This is a genomic window from Paenibacillus paludis (genome assembly GCF_042610515.1).
In the GTDB taxonomy this organism is placed as follows: Bacteria; Bacillota; Bacilli; order Paenibacillales; family Paenibacillaceae; genus Paenibacillus_AQ.
Map to the genome: position 1 here is coordinate 145,802 of NZ_JBGJZP010000002.1, position 16,723 is coordinate 162,524.

A 16,723-nucleotide genomic window follows, 5' to 3' on the forward strand; every position below is an offset into this window, starting at 1 on the left:
GCGGGGGTTAAAACTACTTTATCACTCACTTAATCTACTAAAAATGAGCATATTCATTAAGACAACCACACACTCCGAATTCAATGCCACACATAAGATGTTGTGTCAAGACCGAAGGGGGTGATTTGAAATGGTGAAAACTCTTTTAGATTATAATGCTACTGTAGTAACACCAATTACAGGAGGGATTTCTACATTGATTCCAATCTCTCCTGCGGGCGTGCAGATTGCAGGAGTAGCGGTGTTTATTGATCCCGCAAATCCTGCCCATTTCCCGAACAAGGTGGAATTGAAAGCTACCATTGGTATCGATGTTCCCAATCTCGGTGATTTCCCGAATATTCTGATCCGCATTTGGCGTGCAGGTGTTGAAATTTTCTATGCGCTGGCAGAATATGAAGAAGACTTTAACGATGATGGGATCATCAGCCTGCATATGGTGGATATCAATGCTCCAGCCGGAACACAAAATTATCAGCTGATTGTTGAAAATCAGGATAATAACTCGACTGCATTTGTTGTCGGTCCTGTTGTTTTTAGCGCGATGGCGATCGGCGGCTAATGGAATCCTCAATTTTCTAAATCATATTATACGCTAAGCTATCATCAATGATTAGCAAGTTTACAGTTCAGGGCAAAAAGCTTCCTCTTGTGGGAAGCTTTTTGTGCTGAAGCGATACGCTTGTCAAACTTGCTTAGATTTAACACTTTTGAACTCTACCGCCTTTTCTGTGCCTTCCAGTGTTTGAATAGCCTGTGTGAGCTGATGAAGCGAAGCATCCAGTTTATCCAGCTTCTCCCCTACCGTTTCCAGTACATAACGAATCAGAATAAAGCAGAGTGTGACCGGAAAGCCCACATTAGTAATCAAGCTGACAACATCTGCAATTTCCATGAATCTCCCCTCCCTTCCCAAACCGACGTTTTAATTGAAGGGAAACTTTGGGCTTTGTTTTACAACCGATTCCATTAAATTGGAAAACGTGTATAATATATAGGAACACATGTTCCTTTTTTGGTTGTTATTTCCCTCTTAAAAGTTCCCTATATACATAAACGTTAAATAGTAGAAAGGGGAGTGTTGGTGTGCAGCAGAGTGAATATAACCGCTATAAAACCGAAATATACCGTATTGGCTGGAGGCTGCAATATCGGGCAAAGAAGATCAAGCGACAAGAGAACAGCTACGATGACAAGCTTGCCGTCCCTTCATTCACAGAATCTTCAGATAACAAAATCGCTGCGGAACAGCTAATCAGTATGCTGTCCCCATACGAGCGATCCATTTTGCAAAAAATCTATTTGGAAGGTTTGACTGAAGCTGAAGTCGCTCGCCAGCTCAACATCAGTCAACAGGGGGTGCACAAATGGAAAAGGAAGCTGATTCAGCGCCTATCCCAGATCGCGAATTTTTAAATTTGCTGAACGAGGTCAGAAACAAAGACCCCGAAGCCACGCTTCAACTGATTGAGCTGTACAGGCCGGTCATTCTCCGGTTAAGTCAATTTATACATTTGCCGGCGGAAGATGTGACTTCCGAAATTATCGTTGAGTTTCTGGAATTAATCCATAGCGAAAAGCAAGTTTAATACGCTTGGAATACGTTTACTAGATTATTCAACTGCACCATGTTCCTCACGAGCAGATTGCTGCAAAGGAAGGCCGTATTACGATTCATTTGGACCCATTCAGACATAAAGTTGCGTTCTCCGTCATGTTACGAGGAACGCAGCTTTATTTTTGTTCTGCGTTATCCTAACTCACCTGCCGAAACAATGGATAGTTATTAAAGACTCTAAACATAATATAGAGGAATCTAATAAGGAGGGAATATAAAAATGTCTGAAAAAAGGTTATCGATCGCAGCCTTAGGTGGCGTTCATGAAATTGGTAAAAACATGTATTTCCTGCAATACGCCGATGACATTCTTGTTATCGATTGCGGCTCTAAATTCCCGGATGAAAGTCTGCTTGGCATTGAACTTATCATTCCAGATGTAACTTATTTATTGAATAATGTTGACAAGTTAAGAGCACTGATTGTGACTCATGGGCATGAGGACCACATCGGAGGGATCCCCTACCTGCTCAAACAATTAAATATCCCCATCTATGCCTCCCGTCTGACACTGGGGTTAATTGAGAACAAGCTTAAGGAACATCGTCTGCTCCGCCAGACCAGCCTGCATTGCATTGATGCCGAGTCGAGCCTCACCTTTGGTTCCATTACGACAACCTTTTTTAGTACCAACCACAGCATTCCTGATTGTCTCGGGGTCGTCTTTGATACTCCTGAAGGAACGGTTGTCCATACGGGCGACTTCAAGTTCGATATGACGCCTGTCAATAAACAATATCCGGACATACATAAAATGGCCGACATCGGCAAAAACGGTGTTAAAATTCTGCTCTCCGAGAGTACGAATGCCGAACGCCCTGGATTCACGCCGTCTGAGCAGCTTGTAGGCGCCCATATGGAAGAAGCTTTTCAAAAAGCGGACCGCAGAATATTTGTCTCCACCTTCGCCTCCAATGTGCACCGTCTGCAGCAAATTGTAGATGCTTCTATCCTTACCGGACGTAAGCTCACCTTACTTGGCCGGAGTATGGTAAATGTGGTCTCCGTATCCCAGGAACTGGGTTATTTGAACATCCCGGACGGGATGCTGGTAGAACCTGCGGAAGCTGCGAAGCTTCCTCCAGAACAGATAGCAGTCCTTTGCACAGGCAGTCAAGGGGAGCCCATGGCAGCATTGTCCCGTTTGGCCAACTCCAGCCATAGGCTGATGGAAATCGGAGCCGGGGATACCGTTCTTCTCGCTGCCAATCCGATTCCGGGCAATGAACGTAATGTATCCAGGATTGTTGATAATCTGTATATGCTCGGCGCAAGGGTCATCTACGGATCAAAGAGTGAGCTTCATGTATCCGGGCATGGCAGCCAGGAGGAATTAAAGCTGATGCTTACCCTAATGAAGCCTGAATACTTTATTCCGATTCATGGAGAATACCGCATGCTTCATCATCATAGCCTCTTGGCAGAAGCAGTCGGAGTTAAGGAGGACAACATATTTATCTTGAAAAACGGTGAAGTCGTTGAATCCCTGGAAGGGGTTGTCCGTCAATCGGGACGGGTTCCCGCCGGGCAAATATTTGTGGATGGCCTGGGAGTCGGCGACATCGGCAATGTGGTCTTGCGGGACCGCCGTCAATTGTCTGCGGATGGTGTGTTAATCACTGTCATTACCCTTAGCCAAACGGATGGCCGGATGCTGAGCGCCCCTGACACGATATCCCGTGGCTTCATTTATGTACGGAATTCAGACAATCTAATGGAAGAGATCAATCAGTTTATCGCAGCAACCCTGGAGAAAATGAGCAAAGGGGATCTGGGCCAATGGAATATTATGAAGCAGACGCTTAAAGATGCCTTGAGCAAATATCTGTACGACAAAACAAAACGCCGTCCGATGATTCTTCCGATCATTATTGAAGTGTAGTTGTGATTACACAGTCATGTGAAAGCTTCAATAGTTCAGGATATTACGAAGGCCCGCGACTCATTTGCGGGCCTTCGTTTTGGTTGTCCTATAAACAGCTTTATAAGAATAAGCTAAACATAAAGGAGGAGGTCCTGATTAATGTATTTATAGGTTATATTTTTCTTGGTTTGTCACTTTCGGCTCCTATCGGCCCGATTAATGCCGCGCAGCTGGACAAGGGGATTCGGGGAGGCTTCTGGCACGCCTGGGTTGTCGGTCTAGGGGCGATCAGTGCAGATATCATATATATGCTGCTGGTTTATTTTGGCGTTATCCATTTGCTTGAGGCTCCTTTTGTGAAAGCCTTCTTATGGTTATTCGGTTTCTTTGTTCTGGTCTATACAGGTGTGGAGAGCATCAAAAGCGCAGGCGTAATCTCCGCAGCCGAGATGAGAGGAAGCGAAACTTCCCTGACAAAGTCCTATCTGTCCGGGTTTCTGATGTCGTTATTTAATCCGCTCTCCATTCTGTTCTGGCTCGGGATTTACGGATCCATCCTTGCTAAGGCAGCCAATGAATATCCAATGCAGCAGTTATTAATGTACAGTGGAGCTATCGTAACGGGGATTCTGCTTTGGGATGTATCCATGGCCGCAGCCTCCAGCATCTTTCGCAGAGTGATGACCGCACGGGTCTTAAAGGGAATTTCCGTTTTGTCCGGCCTGTCGCTGGTTGGTTTTGGTGTTTATTTTGGCCTACAGGCTGTTCAGCTGCTATTCTTCCACTAAAGCCTGCTTTTCCGCAGCCTGATGCCTGTAATGCGAAACTTAGGACCGCTGCCTCCCATGGCTTCGTGTTCATTCGATAATTTATCTTCATGAGCGTTAGCGCCAGCAGAACTGGCTGCTTGTTTCTTCTGAACCCGCTGGACAATCCAATCACTGAGCGCGATCAGCGAGATAATCAGCAGACTGATGTAGAAGCCTGGACGGCTGAGTGCATGAAACAGAGTGCCCGCTACCGCTGCCCCGATCAGCAGCAACCCGATCCAGCGTTTTACTCCGCTTAACTTACTTGGCTGTAGCAGCCTGCCTGACGACAACAGGATAAAAACCCAATTGTACAGGATCATTAGCCCCGCAGCTGTCGTGATATATTCATACACTTTCCCCGGCAACCACAGCGCCATCACAATGGCACCAACTAAACCGGCAGCAATCAGACACAAGGCAAAGAATGGATACTTCTCCTTCCATTTCTTTGCAAATAGCCGGGGAGCATCCCCTTCCTGCGCAAGTGTAATCATCATCGAAGTTATCGCATAAAGCGAGGCAGTCATTGTGGAGAAACCGGCAATAATCAATACTCCGTTAAACAGATGAGGCACAAAAGCAAGATGATCACTGCTGAGCGCCAGCACAAAGGGACTTTCCTTCGGATTAAAGGCGCTTAAAGGAACCATCGTTACGGCAAGCCCAATAGACAGGACGTATACTGTAGTCAATGCCAGCAGCATCACCTTACCTGCTTTCGGTGCCTCTTCGGGTTTTTGGAGGCGGTTGGACATAATGCCGAGTACCTCAATGCCGCCATAGGCATAGAAAGCAAAAATAAAGGCCGACCATAAGCCTATCCCCCCGGCAGGAAACAATGCAGAATAACTTAGCGGGAGTTTAGGCGTATACTTCCCACCCCCTATCCAGCCTGCCAGAAGAGCAGCCGCAATCACCAGGAACATCAAAATCGCCGCTATTTTGATCACAGCCAGCACATTTTCCACCCGGTCAAATCCCTTATTGCCAAAGAAAACGATGCACAGGCTCACGACGCCAAACCCGGCTGCAAAAATCCACATCGGTACGGCCGGTAACCAGAAGCGTGAGAAAATGGACAAGGCCGTCAGCTGGCTCCCCATAATCAGCAGCTCCGAGAACCAGTATACCCAGCCGCTGCCAAACCCGGCCCAGTTTCCGAACGCTTTTTTGGCATAGGATCGAAAAGAGCCCTGCTCCGGGTGTTCTGCCGTCATTTGAGACAAGGCATCGAAGACTACATAGGTTCCAACAGCTGCAAGGATGTAGGCAAGCAGCACCGCTGGCCCGCCGATGGAGATCGCCAGACCCGAGCCCAAAAAATACCCTGTACCAATGGTGCCTGCAACTCCCAGCAAACTCAGCTGCCACCATTTCAGTTTTTTGTCTTCTTTGGTATTACTGGAAGCTTGGTTCATGAATTTCGTCCTCATCACTTTTGGGAATTAGAGAGTTCTCTCCATTCTCTAGATTCCCCCTATGTGCTGAATTTCATGAACTCCATTTTTTATTCCGCTCAGCCCTTTGGCATAAAGCCAATAACCTCTTTGCCTCCTTTATTATTGTGCGCTGATGGTATCTACAATAGACATCTCGCGGATGCGTTTTACTGGGCCTCGTACAGCTAAGACAACGGAGAAAAGGACGATTGCTATTATGATGGAAATTTCTGCAAATGGAATACTCCATTGTTCACCCCAGTGAAAGGTTACCAGCCTTGCGTACAGAAACTTATTCAGCATTAACCCGACAACGCTGCCGCAGATACTTCCTGTGATTGCATAGGTTGAAGCCTCAGCAATAATCATTTTTATTAGCTGCCGATTACTTAGACCGATGGCACGAAATGCGCCATATTGTTTCATGCGAGACGAAACGCTCATTGCAAGACTGTTTACGATATTGAATATGGTAATCAAAGCAATCAAAGCCATAAACCCATAGATAAACAATCCAAAGGAGTAATAAGTGCCTATTACGCTGCGATTGCCTGAGCGTTCATCAGAGAAGATAACCTCTGTACCAACTAATTTATGAATTTCATCGATGTCAGCTTCCGTCGCGTTCTTAGACAACTGCAAGTCTATAATCGTATAATCCGTTTGGCCGGTCAGCTGCCGAAAAGCGTTCTCAGAACAGATAATCGTTCCAACATCAGGGGCATTGTTAAAAGGACTGGAAGAAAGCGAGCCCACAATTTTTATATTCGCAGAATGATTTTCTGTGTGTAACGTCACCGTATCTCCAACTTTCACGGTATTCTGCTGTTCAAAAACAATCAGTCCGGTATTGTTCTCGTTTTGAACGGTATCCAAAGAACCCTCCAGCAAATAGTCCTTTGCCCACTCAAATTGGTTCTTTTCATAAGAAATCAGATCAACCTTTTTTTCTTCCCCGTTCACCGTAACTGGCACGTCATAGGCAAACATTCGTCCGTATGCTCGTTTGATCGCCGGATTTTTCTGGAATTTTTCTAACAAGGTGTTGCTGATCGAACCGGTATTGTCAGTGCTGATAATAGATAAATCCGGTGTCCACGGCTTCAACGGTGTAAGTGTATGGTGCATAAAGTCAATCGTGACTGAAAAGGCGAGAAAAAGAATGATACTCAGGGAAAAGGAACCTGCCATCAAAACAAAATTCTTCTTGCTTGCTTTTGCATGATGGAAACCAAGGGCGGTATCAATTTTAATAAATGTAGTATTAGCGGCTTTGCGCACAGGCTGTAAAAAATTTGCATTCCCTGATACAGCTGCTAACGGGGAAACGCTGGCTGCTCTTTTTGCTGGGGAACGAGCAGCCAGAAGAACCGTCAGGATGCCTACACAGATACCGGCCACGATACTTGGTAAGCTTATGCCAAAGGCTGGCATCTCGGCAAAATATTCCGGACTGAGAAAACGAAGTAAGGCGCACAAGATCCAAATGACAACGGCTCCTGTTGAAATGCCAAGCGGAATTGCGAATTTACACCAGCCGAGGGCTTCCTTGCGGACGAATCGCATCACCTGCTTTGGTGTCGCACCGATACAGCGCATCATTCCAAAAAATTCTGTACGCTGTGCGACATTGCTGTTGAGACTGCTTGCAATCATCATAATGCCTGCCAGTAAAACTAATAAAAACAAAACAGCAGCGGAGCTATAGATTTGCATCATAAAAGAATTCCCGCTTTGACCAAGTAAGCCCAGCAGTTTCGTGTTTTCCGAAACCTGTTCGTCTGAAAGTCCAAACTGAGACTTCATATCGGCAATCGTATTGCGTATATTGCTATGAGTAGAAAACTGCACACAAAAGACACTGTTATAATCGGCTGGTTTACCATTCGTGACTCCGGGATACAGGGAACGAAACGCCTTGGTAGTCAAGCTAACCGCATAGGAATCTTCTTTCATTGTTTTAGATGCATTTTTTATAAAGCCGGAGATCGTAAATCTATAACTTGCTCCATCAGGCGCATTGACTGAAATGGCATCTCCGATTTGCAATCCAAGCATCGTCTTTGCATTTTCTGTTATCATGGCCTCATTGTCCTTTTGGGGAAATGTTCCATCCTGAATTTCATCCGTTTGCATTTCTGTTACAAAGCTTTCTTCGCTTCCAAAAACGACCACGTTTTTTCCCGATACAGTATAGCCCTGATCTCCCCTGAAGTTGAGGACACCATACCAAGAAGATGCAGTTACTTCCGGCCGTGCAGAAATTAGGTTTGCTTGTTCTTCGTTTATGTTTCGAACCATTACATGCCAATTACCGTCCTCTATACGGGCCTGCATAATTTGGCTGCGTATAAACATATCAGCCATACCGAAAATAGCTGTAACTAAAAACACCGCTAAAACAATGCAGAATACAGACATTCTGTTCTGCCTTTTATGGACTTTGGCTGAGATGGGAACAAGGTCAAGATAACTTTTCATTCTCTTTCCCTCCCAGATCCGTCAGCACACCATCTGAAACACGCAGTACACGGTCTACTGAATTAGTCAGATTATTGTTATGTGTAATCATTAGAATTGTTTGTTGGTAGTGGCGTGATGCCTTAACCAGTAAATCAATCACATCCTGACTGTTTTTGCTGTCCAGATTTCCGGTGGGTTCATCAGCAAGAATCAATTTAGGTCTTGTAATCAGCGCCCGCCCAATTGCAACACGCTGCTGCTGTCCGCCGGATAATTGGCTTGGCAAGTGATGACGGCGCTCTTTCAGTCCTAAAACTTCTAAAATCTCATTCACTGCCGATTGCTCCGGCTTGCGGTAATCCAGAAGAATCGGAAACATAATATTTTGCTCCACAGTCAATTCTGCAACAAGCTGAAAAGACTGAAACACAAAGCCGATATTGCGCCGCCTGAAAATGGTGCGCTGTTCCTCTTTCATCAAAAACAAATCTTTGCCATCCATATAGATATTTCCTGAGGTAGGAGTATCCAAGGCTCCGATACAATTTAACAATGTACTTTTACCTGACCCGGATTCACCGACTACAGCCGCAAACTCTCCCTGCTCCAATGTAAAGGAAACATCCTTTAAGGCATTCACCTGATTTTCACCTTTGCCGTAGGTTTTAGATATATGCTGTACTTTTAAAATTTCCATATTTCAAGTACCTCCTTTCCTGAAAAGAATAACAGGCTCACCTTACAATCGGGTGAATAACAGCTTACGATTCCGTAAGGAAAGAAAGGATAAAAGTAGTTCCCTCATGCAAAGTGCTTTGAACAGAGATAATGCCGCCCTGTCCCTCAACAATGGATTTTGTCAGTGACAGCCCTAATCCAACTCCCTGCGTGTCCAAAGATTTCTTACTGCGGTAAAAGCGCTTGAAGATATGATGTAAATCCTCCGGAGGAATTCCCGAACCATTATCGGATATCAATATGCGGAGCATGGCAGGGGTTCGGTTCCAAGAAATATGGATTTCCGCTCCAGAATCCGTATGATCCAAAGCGTTTTTCACGATATTCGCAATCGCTTCGCTCGTCCATTGCTTATCACAAATGATCGTTTCTTCCGAGGATTCGTCTATAATAATTTCTTTTCCCTCACTGGATGCCCGTGTTGTTAATTCACCGATAGCCTGTAAAACCAATTCTGATATACGACAGCTTTCCTTTTCAAAGACAATGCTGCCGGCGTCTAAGCGGGTAATTTTCAGCATGGCTTGAATAAGCTGTTGCATACGCCTTAGCGCCAACCCTGTCTTTTCAGAATACTCTATGACAGTTTTAATATGATCGGGTTCATCGGAAATGATTTCGTGATACATGGTAAGAGCGGCAAGTGGTGTTTTCAGTTGATGCGATATATCTGAAATTGTATTTTTCAAAAACTTTTTTGCTTTCTGCCCAGCTTCATTTTTCGACTGTAATCTCGTAGCAAGTTGGTCTAAAGAAGCAAAGAGACGGTAGAGCGTCCCCTCACTCATTTGAGGCATGCGGCAAGAAAAATCCCCCTCAGTAAAGCGGGTAATCACCTTTGCCGCTCGCTGATAAAGCTGCTCCCTTTTCCATAAGAAAATAAATGTCCCACCAAAAAGCAATATAGATAGAAACGCTCCTACAGGCAGCATGAAATACCCTGATATCCGCTGAAACTCAGCAATAAAGGGTAAAAATCTTATAGAGGTATGTTCTGTTATACCAATACTAACAAGCAAAGCCGTTCCCTCTTGGCTACTGACGGTATTTGTAACTGCTTTGGCAATCACATCTTTCGAAATGCCCTGTTCTAAAAGAGAAGTTACAATTGCTTTATCATGTGATAAGAATAAATTCTGTATGGCCTTTTCCTGTACTGCGATTAATCCCATGCCGGAAAGAAAAATCAGCAAAGAAAAAGAAAAAAGAAAGATAATATAATATTTTATTTGGTTGTCACGAAAAAGGTTCATACAGATACCTCGTTCCATTGATAGCCGAATCCACGAATCGTTATTAAATGCTCAGGGTGAGATGGATCAACCTCAATTTTTTCACGAAGCCGCCGTACATAAACGGAAAGCGTATTATCGTCCACAAAGTCCCCTGAACTGTCCCATAGCTCATTCAAAATATTGTTGCGAGTTGTTACCCTGTTAGCATTTCTTATTAACAAGCATATCAGACGGTATTCTACACTTGTTAAATCCAGAGTTCTTCCTTTCAACTGAACACGGCTTCCCAAAAAATCGATTGAAACATCGCCACACTCGATAACAGCATGATTATTTTGGTTTAATACGCTGGTTCGACGCAATAAAGCCCGAATTCGGGAACATAATTCACCTAGCTTAAACGGCTTTGTTACATAATCATCCCCGCCACTGTCCAGACCCCGAATGACATTCACTTCTTCATCAGAGGCGGTTAGAAATATAATAGGAATCTGATATCCTTGTTTGCGCACTTTTTCACAAATTTCAAAGCCTGTTCCGTCCGGTAAAGTTACATCAAAAATCAATAAATCATATGTATTGATCTTGGGCAGGAGGCTTATAGTTTCTTTTTTGGTACGGACGATATCAACTTCAAAGCCGTTACGTTTTAAAGAGTACTTCAATCCATCCACTAAGCTAATATCATCTTCTAAAAGTAAAATTTTGTTATTCATTACTCCTCCTCTTACCGTCGTAACTGAGATCGAACTTTTGCTACTCCTCCGGTGATTCTTCCCGATCAGTTTATTTAGTGTTGGAATTAAATTGGAGTTGAAAAACGCGCGAGAAACAGGCATGGCGACAGTTGTGGAAATGTTTGTCTTTCACAAACTCTACAACACTTTCTGCGGAGGCGCTAGTTTTATTGAGTGAATAAATCTTATTAGGAAAGGGGTAGCAGCTTATGGAAAAACATGAAGGCGGTTCATGCCGGACATGTCTGTCCTCTGAATTCGAATGTATGGCTATTTGCAGTTTTTAATCGCACCTAAATACCCACAGCCGCCATCCCAGCGAGTACCTTTTCCCCTCTCGCCTCCATATCCCTGCCGCTGAACTTTTGTAGCGGCAGTTCGGAAACGATATTCCCATCCTTCGTAAACAGAACCCTGTCAGCCCTGGCTGCGACTTTCGCGTCGTGGGTCACAAGCAATATGGCTGTGCCCTCTTTGTTGATGTCCACCAGCAGCCCCATGATTTCCTCCGCCGACTTTGAGTTGATCGCGCCGGTCGGCTCGTCGGCAAAGAGAATCTCCGGTGCATTCATCAAGGCGCGGCAGATACCGGCCCGCTGGAGCTGGCCGCCCGAAACCTCCGTGGTATCCCTGCTTTCAAGCCCGGCAATCCCTGTTTTCTTCATCAGGGCTTTCGCCTTTTGCGTGAGTTTCGCTATATCCTTTTTGCCCTCATGCGCGGCGGGGAGGATGATATTATCCAAAAGATTCAAGTTTTTCAGCATAGTGGGCTGCTGAAAGACAAAGCCCATTTTTGTCCGGCGAACATCCGCAAGCGCGTTTTCGCGGAGTTTAGATAGTTCGGTATCGCCAAATTTCACCGCCCCTCCTGTAATCTCGTCCATGCCACTGAGCGCGAACAGCAGTGTGGATTTCCCCGAACCCGACGGCCCCATCACGGCAACAAACTCGCCTTTTGCTATTTCCACGTTTACTCCGTTCAGCGCCTTTACCTGCTCCTTTCCCTTGCCAAAGGTTTTCACGATGTTTTTCCCTGTAATGATGTTATTCATAGTGTTAAGCCTCCTTAATATGTTCGGAAATCTTTAATGACTGGATGCCGGAAACGCCCAGCATGGTGGCGGCGACAACGCAACCCGTAATCAGCAGAGGCGAAACGAGGTAGACAAACCACGGGTTTACCGCAAAATGGAAGGTTGTTGCACCAAAGGAAGAAACGATTGCTACGCCGACAAGCTCTCCCAGCGTGTTCGCCAGAATCGTGCCGATGATTACGGCAAGTAGAAGCACAGTGATGGAGCGCGTAAGATACTGCCCGCGAATATCCGCACCGGTGAAGCCCATTGATTTCAGTATGGCGATAGGATAACGGTCTTTCGCCACCAGCATTTTCATAAACAGCACCGTGACCAGTAGTGTGAGCAGGACGGTTGCCCCGATAGCGACAGCGGAAGCCATTTTGATGGCGTCCCGTATAGAGCCGAGCATCTGCCCAATGCTTTCGTCGATACCGGTAACCTTGGCGAAAGGGAACTGTTCCCTGTACTGTGATATTGCCGCCTTTACACTCTGGCGGTCACGGAACGTGACCGCCAGACCGACGCTCAAAACATCTCCGTTATTTGCCTCAAAACTGGCTTGCGCTGTTCGGCCACCGTTGGTGACATCAGAGTAAATCCCACAGACCGTCAGGTGCTTTTCCGCGCCGTCAACGATTAAAATGATTTCATCCCCAACTGTTTTTTCAAGGTCTTTGGCATTGAGGACGGAGAGAGCGAGTTCCGATTCCGATTGCGGCGCACGGCCCTTGGAGTAGGTGATAGGAAAGGCGGAATAGTCACCAAATGCCACCCGCAGCTTCTCCATCGTTCCGTCGTCCGCTTTCCGGTCTAACATCATGCCGGTGAACAAAGCATACTTTTCAACATTCTTATCCTCCGCCAGCACATCAGCAACTTCCGCCGCCTTTCCCAGAACGTCCTCCACCTGTGTCCGCATCACCCCGATATTAACGTCGGAAATTCCCATGCCCATGTAGGTGATGAAGCTTTCCGCAGAAATGGTGCTGCTGATATTTTGCGGCACAATCATAATGAATGAGGAAATGACCAGCACCATCAGCATGGTGAGATACAGCTTTTTCCGAGAAAGAACATCCTTGATTCCAAGAAAGATATTCCGGGAAAAGAGCCTGCTATTACTCAGCCGGAAATTTCTGGCCGATCTCGATTTTTCCTGCGACGCGCCGAACCGCACCGCCTGCGCCGCAGATATTTTACGGAAGCGCCGCAACATGCCGTTCACATACAGCATGACAACCCCGCAGATTACCGTCGCCCCCAAAAGTCCGCAGAGCAAGCCGGGTAACGGGCTGCCGCTTTCGCCCATGTACAGGCGGATGTTTTGCATGAAAGGCGTTTGGAGCGGCAGGGAGGCCAGAAAGCCCAGCGCGCAGGCCGCCCCCGCGATAGCGCCGTATTTCGCAAGGTAGAGTTTTTTAATCTGCGATACCCGCATCCCAACGGCCTTCAGTACGCCTATTTCCTTATAATCCTCTTCGATTTTAGCCAGTAGCGTAAAGCGGATGCACAAAAACGCCACGATGATGACAAGGACGCCTATCAACACCAGCACGGCAATCATGATGCCGTCCGTAATGCCGTTTATCATCTTCACTTGAGTATAAGTGATAGCGGGCGGACCGTTTGCCGGAAGCCCCGCATCGAGATAGGTTGCCTCGAAAGCCGGGAAGGAAACGTCCTCTGCCAGCCGGAACTCAATAAGGTTTTCTAACTGTCCGAACTCACGGACTCTTTCAAAATCCGCTTGGCTCACAAGGAACCGCTTGGAGCTTACCATCGCCGCGTTCATGATAGAATCCCGTAAAAACCCCGCGACGGTAAAGGAAATGCCGTGGATTGTCACCGTATCGCCAAGTGCCGCGTTTCCTTCCTGCATGTAATAGATGGGGACATAGATTTCGCCGTCGGCGGGATGGATGACTTCGCCGTTTAAGTTAAGCAGGAAGTCGAATTTCTCGCCCTGCACTGAAAGGCCGTTGTCCTGTATGCTTCCGGCAAGGGAATCGTCCCCGATGACAATGTCCGCGCCCTCGATGTTGAGGAACTCCAACACCTGATAATCCTCTACGTTGTCATTAGCATCCGCGAAGCTCCGTAACTGTTCCAAATCTACGTCGCCTGTGTGCATCTGCATGAAATGAGGCGACTTTGCCGAAAGAAGCATATTGTCGATACCGCCGAACAGGTTTACTGTCAGCGATGCGGCCAAAGCGGTCAGCATGGCGGCAACGAGGATAAACGCCGTAATCGTCGCGGTAATCAGCTTACTTTTGCGTATATCGTTTTTGATAATTTTTTGATACATATTCATCCCTCCGTCTTTCTGTGTCCTGAAACTTTTGGAAATCTCAGGACAAACATCTTTGTATAAGGAGAGGGTGCGTCCAATACGAAAACCTCGCCGGAATGCTGTTCTATCACCTTTTTCACAATGGCAAGCCCAAGTCCTGTTCCACTGCTGTTACTTCTTGAATCACTGCCGGAAACAAAAGGCTCGAACAGATTCCCGGCGATGGCCTCCGGGATAGCCGCTCCGTTATCGGCAATTTGTAACTCAATACAGCCGGGTTCATCCGTCAGCCCCACGGACAATAGGCTGCCCACCGGGTTATGGCGGATTGCGTTTGTCAGCAGATTGCCAATAGCGCGGTTGGTTTCCAACGAATCCGCCATGTAAAATACTGGCTTGTCTGGCAACCGCAGCTCCAATTTCATTTGCCTGCTTTCGATTTCACCAAACAAAGTGGCGCAAGATACGCGAAGCAGCTCTACAAGGTCAACCTTCGCAAAATTCATCCGGTATTGCGGCGTACCCAGCTTGGAATAGGAAAGCAACTGGTCAATCAATTGGTTCATCTGCCCGGATTTCGCTTTAATCGCCAGATGGTATTCCCGCTGTTTGTCCGGCTCCTCCACCATACCGCTTGCCAAGGCTTGCGCGTATCCGGAAATCGTTGTCATGGGGGTTTTCAAGTCATGGGCAATGTGCGAGAAAAGCCGCATCCTCTCATTTTCCATTGTCATTCGCTTTTCTTCGGAGTCTTTCAGCTTTCGTGCCATAAAATTGAAAGCATCCCGCATTTCCCCAAATTCCGTTTCTGTTTCAAAGTCCAGCGTAGTGTCTAAATGACCGGCCGTAACCTCCTTGAAACCTTCTTCCATTTTCTGTACAGGCTCCATGATTTTCCTGTTGATTCCGCGCCCAAAAAGGACAATCCCAATAAAATATATCGCAACTGTGATAAGATTCCAGATAACTGAAAGCGTGATTTGAAGGGTTTCCGTCCCCTCGGCCAGAGGGGACGACGCCAGTTCCGAGAAGTTCATCCCGTTATTCAATGTAAACAGACTGAATAAAAACTCCAATACCAGAAGCGTCAGTGCAATTCCGATGGTATAGCCTATGAATCTGCGCATGATGACACTTTTGAAACTACGCTTTTTCTTCATGTACGCACCTCCAGACGATACCCTAATCCCCGGACGGTTCCGATGGATACCGCACCGTCACCAGGAAGTTTGCCGCGCAGCTTGCTGATGGCGACCATCACCGTATTGTCGTCCACGATGGCTGCCTCCTGCCATGCAGCTTCATAAATCTGCTGTTTGGTGTATACGCGTCCGGGACTTTGCATAAATAGCTTCATCATGTTAAATTCCGTGGCGGTAAGAGGGATTGTCCCGCTGCCAAAGCTAAGTGTGCAAGCGGAAACATCCATACACAGTTCGCCTGCCGTCAGTAAAGCCGCTTCGGAATCCGCCGCACCTCCGTCATAGCGTCGTAATTGAGCTTTGATTCGGGCTGTGACCTCCAAAGGGTCAAAAGGCTTTGTAACATAATCGTCCGCACCAAGGTCAAGCCCCAATATTTTCTCATGATTTTCCGTTTTAGCGCTCACGATAATAATGGGAAGATTGCTGCGTTCTCTCAAACCTTTGATAAGCTGATAACCGTCAAGCTCCGGCATCATAATGTCGATGACAGCCAAATCAATCCGTGCGGACGCAGCCTGTTTAAGCGCCTCCAATCCATTTTCAGCCTGTATCACGGAATAGCCGTCCTTTTCTATATACAACCGCAGAAGCTCACGAATTTCCTTCTCGTCATCTACAATCAGAATAGTTTTGTTCATGGTTTCACCTCTCTTCTTGCTCATCATACCTTCGAGCCGTAAGTTCATTATAGTTGTCCTACCTTTCAGTTAAACATGGTTAACCTTAACATTACCTTAACATTGCTCCTGCAATCCGGCTGTCAATGCTGAGCATTGTGCCGGGAACGAAAATACAGCGACTTTGCGGGGCGAGGCATTGGAGTATAAGTTCCTGCGCATCTACTACGCCGTGTTATGGAACACCTGAATAAGCTGGACTCAGAAGCATAACTACATTTTATTTTGAATAATTCACACGGCGGCGCAAAAAAATCGCCCTTTTAGTAAAATGGAGGTACCACCAACCATCTCAAAAAGGAGCGATTTCTTTGTACATTCAATATATCATTGATCAACTTTGCTTGCCAATGGACTTAGAAGAAGACATTCTCCCTCATCACCTTGTTCGTGTCGTTAACGCAGTCGTAAATCGCTTGGACGATTCTATCGAAGGCTGCAGGAAATCTGGAAGTGGTCGTCAGTTTGGAGCGGCTGCGTTACAAGGAACAGGCTCGACAAACCCTGCCAGTAACGGGAGAAGCGCGGCTCTGTTGTTTTTTTACGGTCATTTTTAACCACAG

General features: G+C 46.3%; 16 protein-coding genes. 6 read left to right on the top strand and 10 right to left on the bottom strand.

The window, feature by feature from the left end:
* The first annotated feature begins 130 nt into the window (after positions 1 to 130).
* The gene (locus tag ACAN56_RS03955; protein ID WP_379140613.1) at positions 131 to 562 is read left to right on the top strand and encodes a hypothetical protein; all 432 of its coding nucleotides are present in this window, start codon (positions 131 to 133) and stop codon (positions 560 to 562) included.
* Positions 563 to 685: 123 nt separating this feature from the next.
* Here ACAN56_RS03955 and ACAN56_RS03960 read toward each other — a convergent pair whose 3' ends face one another.
* Positions 686 to 895, bottom strand: a complete 210-nt coding sequence (locus ACAN56_RS03960) for a hypothetical protein (RefSeq protein ID WP_038594676.1) — start codon at positions 893 to 895, stop codon at positions 686 to 688.
* 191 nt (positions 896 to 1,086) lie between these two features.
* Between ACAN56_RS03960 and ACAN56_RS03965 the strand changes: the two genes are divergently transcribed.
* The 4 genes from ACAN56_RS03965 (at position 1,087) to ACAN56_RS03980 (ending at position 4,270) form a co-directional block, all read left to right on the top strand.
* Positions 1,087 to 1,416, top strand: coding sequence for an RNA polymerase sigma factor (locus tag ACAN56_RS03965; protein WP_038594678.1), 330 nt, complete (start codon positions 1,087 to 1,089; stop codon positions 1,414 to 1,416).
* On the top strand, positions 1,368 to 1,589 hold the full coding sequence (locus tag ACAN56_RS03970; RefSeq protein WP_038594680.1) for a hypothetical protein: 222 nt from the start codon (positions 1,368 to 1,370) through the stop codon (positions 1,587 to 1,589). Before ACAN56_RS03965 ends, ACAN56_RS03970 begins: the two co-directional genes overlap by 49 nt.
* Before the next feature lie 243 nt (positions 1,590 to 1,832).
* Positions 1,833 to 3,500 carry a ribonuclease J gene (locus ACAN56_RS03975; RefSeq protein WP_379141393.1) on the top strand — a complete coding sequence of 556 codons (1,668 nt, stop codon included), beginning with the start codon at positions 1,833 to 1,835 and terminating at the stop codon, positions 3,498 to 3,500.
* Between the two features lie 137 nt (positions 3,501 to 3,637).
* A complete protein-coding gene (locus ACAN56_RS03980) occupies positions 3,638 to 4,270 on the top strand; it encodes a LysE family transporter (RefSeq protein ID WP_379141395.1) in 633 nt (210 codons plus the stop codon).
* Here the strand turns inward: ACAN56_RS03980 and ACAN56_RS03985 are convergent.
* The 9 genes from ACAN56_RS03985 to ACAN56_RS04025 all read right to left on the bottom strand — a co-directional run bounded on the left by ACAN56_RS03985 (position 4,267) and on the right by ACAN56_RS04025 (position 16,121).
* On the bottom strand, positions 4,267 to 5,712 hold the full coding sequence (locus ACAN56_RS03985) for an amino acid permease (RefSeq protein ID WP_379140616.1): 1,446 nt from the start codon (positions 5,710 to 5,712) through the stop codon (positions 4,267 to 4,269). The genes ACAN56_RS03980 and ACAN56_RS03985 overlap by 4 nt on opposite strands.
* 141 nt (positions 5,713 to 5,853) lie before the next feature.
* Entirely contained in the window at positions 5,854 to 8,214 is a 2,361-nt protein-coding gene (locus ACAN56_RS03990) for an ABC transporter permease (protein WP_379140618.1), read from the bottom strand.
* Complete coding sequence (locus tag ACAN56_RS03995; RefSeq protein ID WP_076108947.1) at positions 8,198 to 8,893, bottom strand: ABC transporter ATP-binding protein; 696 nt, start codon at positions 8,891 to 8,893, stop codon at positions 8,198 to 8,200. The genes ACAN56_RS03990 and ACAN56_RS03995 overlap by 17 nt, the downstream gene beginning before the upstream one ends.
* A gap of 64 nt (positions 8,894 to 8,957) precedes the next feature.
* The gene (locus tag ACAN56_RS04000) at positions 8,958 to 10,187 is read right to left on the bottom strand and encodes a sensor histidine kinase (protein WP_379140621.1); all 1,230 of its coding nucleotides are present in this window, start codon (positions 10,185 to 10,187) and stop codon (positions 8,958 to 8,960) included.
* Complete coding sequence (locus tag ACAN56_RS04005) at positions 10,184 to 10,885, bottom strand: response regulator transcription factor (RefSeq protein ID WP_379140623.1); 702 nt, start codon at positions 10,883 to 10,885, stop codon at positions 10,184 to 10,186. Before ACAN56_RS04005 ends, ACAN56_RS04000 begins: the two co-directional genes overlap by 4 nt.
* 314 nt (positions 10,886 to 11,199) lie before the next feature.
* Positions 11,200 to 11,958 carry an ABC transporter ATP-binding protein gene (locus tag ACAN56_RS04010; RefSeq protein ID WP_379140625.1) on the bottom strand — a complete coding sequence of 253 codons (759 nt, stop codon included), beginning with the start codon at positions 11,956 to 11,958 and terminating at the stop codon, positions 11,200 to 11,202.
* Positions 11,959 to 11,962: 4 nt separating this feature from the next.
* Positions 11,963 to 14,293, bottom strand: coding sequence for an ABC transporter permease (locus tag ACAN56_RS04015; protein ID WP_379140627.1), 2,331 nt, complete (start codon positions 14,291 to 14,293; stop codon positions 11,963 to 11,965).
* A gap of 2 nt (positions 14,294 to 14,295) precedes the next feature.
* Complete coding sequence (locus ACAN56_RS04020) at positions 14,296 to 15,438, bottom strand: HAMP domain-containing sensor histidine kinase (protein WP_038594698.1); 1,143 nt, start codon at positions 15,436 to 15,438, stop codon at positions 14,296 to 14,298.
* On the bottom strand, positions 15,435 to 16,121 hold the full coding sequence (locus ACAN56_RS04025) for a response regulator transcription factor (RefSeq protein WP_038594700.1): 687 nt from the start codon (positions 16,119 to 16,121) through the stop codon (positions 15,435 to 15,437). The genes ACAN56_RS04020 and ACAN56_RS04025 overlap by 4 nt, the downstream gene beginning before the upstream one ends.
* 350 nt (positions 16,122 to 16,471) lie before the next feature.
* Between ACAN56_RS04025 and ACAN56_RS04030 the strand changes: the two genes are divergently transcribed.
* The gene (locus ACAN56_RS04030) at positions 16,472 to 16,717 is read left to right on the top strand and encodes a hypothetical protein (RefSeq protein ID WP_379140630.1); all 246 of its coding nucleotides are present in this window, start codon (positions 16,472 to 16,474) and stop codon (positions 16,715 to 16,717) included.
* Positions 16,718 to 16,723 lie beyond the last annotated feature (6 nt).

Excerpts from the sequence above, each read along its gene's own strand:
- ACAN56_RS03960 (WP_038594676.1), bottom strand. The coding sequence starts at position 895 with ATGGAAATTGCAGATGTTGTCAGCTTGATTACTAATGTGGGCTTTCCG.
- ACAN56_RS03985 (WP_379140616.1), bottom strand. The coding sequence starts at position 5,712 with ATGAACCAAGCTTCCAGTAATACCAAAGAAGACAAAAAACTGAAATGG.
- ACAN56_RS04010 (WP_379140625.1), bottom strand. The coding sequence starts at position 11,958 with ATGAATAACATCATTACAGGGAAAAACATCGTGAAAACCTTTGGCAAG.
- ACAN56_RS04025 (WP_038594700.1), bottom strand. The coding sequence starts at position 16,121 with ATGAACAAAACTATTCTGATTGTAGATGACGAGAAGGAAATTCGTGAG.
- ACAN56_RS04020 (WP_038594698.1), bottom strand. The coding sequence starts at position 15,438 with ATGAAGAAAAAGCGTAGTTTCAAAAGTGTCATCATGCGCAGATTCATA.
- ACAN56_RS04015 (WP_379140627.1), bottom strand. The coding sequence starts at position 14,293 with ATGTATCAAAAAATTATCAAAAACGATATACGCAAAAGTAAGCTGATT.
- ACAN56_RS04005 (WP_379140623.1), bottom strand. The coding sequence starts at position 10,885 with ATGAATAACAAAATTTTACTTTTAGAAGATGATATTAGCTTAGTGGAT.
- ACAN56_RS03970 (WP_038594680.1), top strand. The coding sequence starts at position 1,368 with ATGGAAAAGGAAGCTGATTCAGCGCCTATCCCAGATCGCGAATTTTTA.
- ACAN56_RS03955 (WP_379140613.1), top strand. The coding sequence starts at position 131 with ATGGTGAAAACTCTTTTAGATTATAATGCTACTGTAGTAACACCAATT.
- ACAN56_RS03995 (WP_076108947.1), bottom strand. The coding sequence starts at position 8,893 with ATGGAAATTTTAAAAGTACAGCATATATCTAAAACCTACGGCAAAGGT.
- ACAN56_RS04000 (WP_379140621.1), bottom strand. The coding sequence starts at position 10,187 with ATGAACCTTTTTCGTGACAACCAAATAAAATATTATATTATCTTTCTT.
- ACAN56_RS03990 (WP_379140618.1), bottom strand. The coding sequence starts at position 8,214 with ATGAAAAGTTATCTTGACCTTGTTCCCATCTCAGCCAAAGTCCATAAA.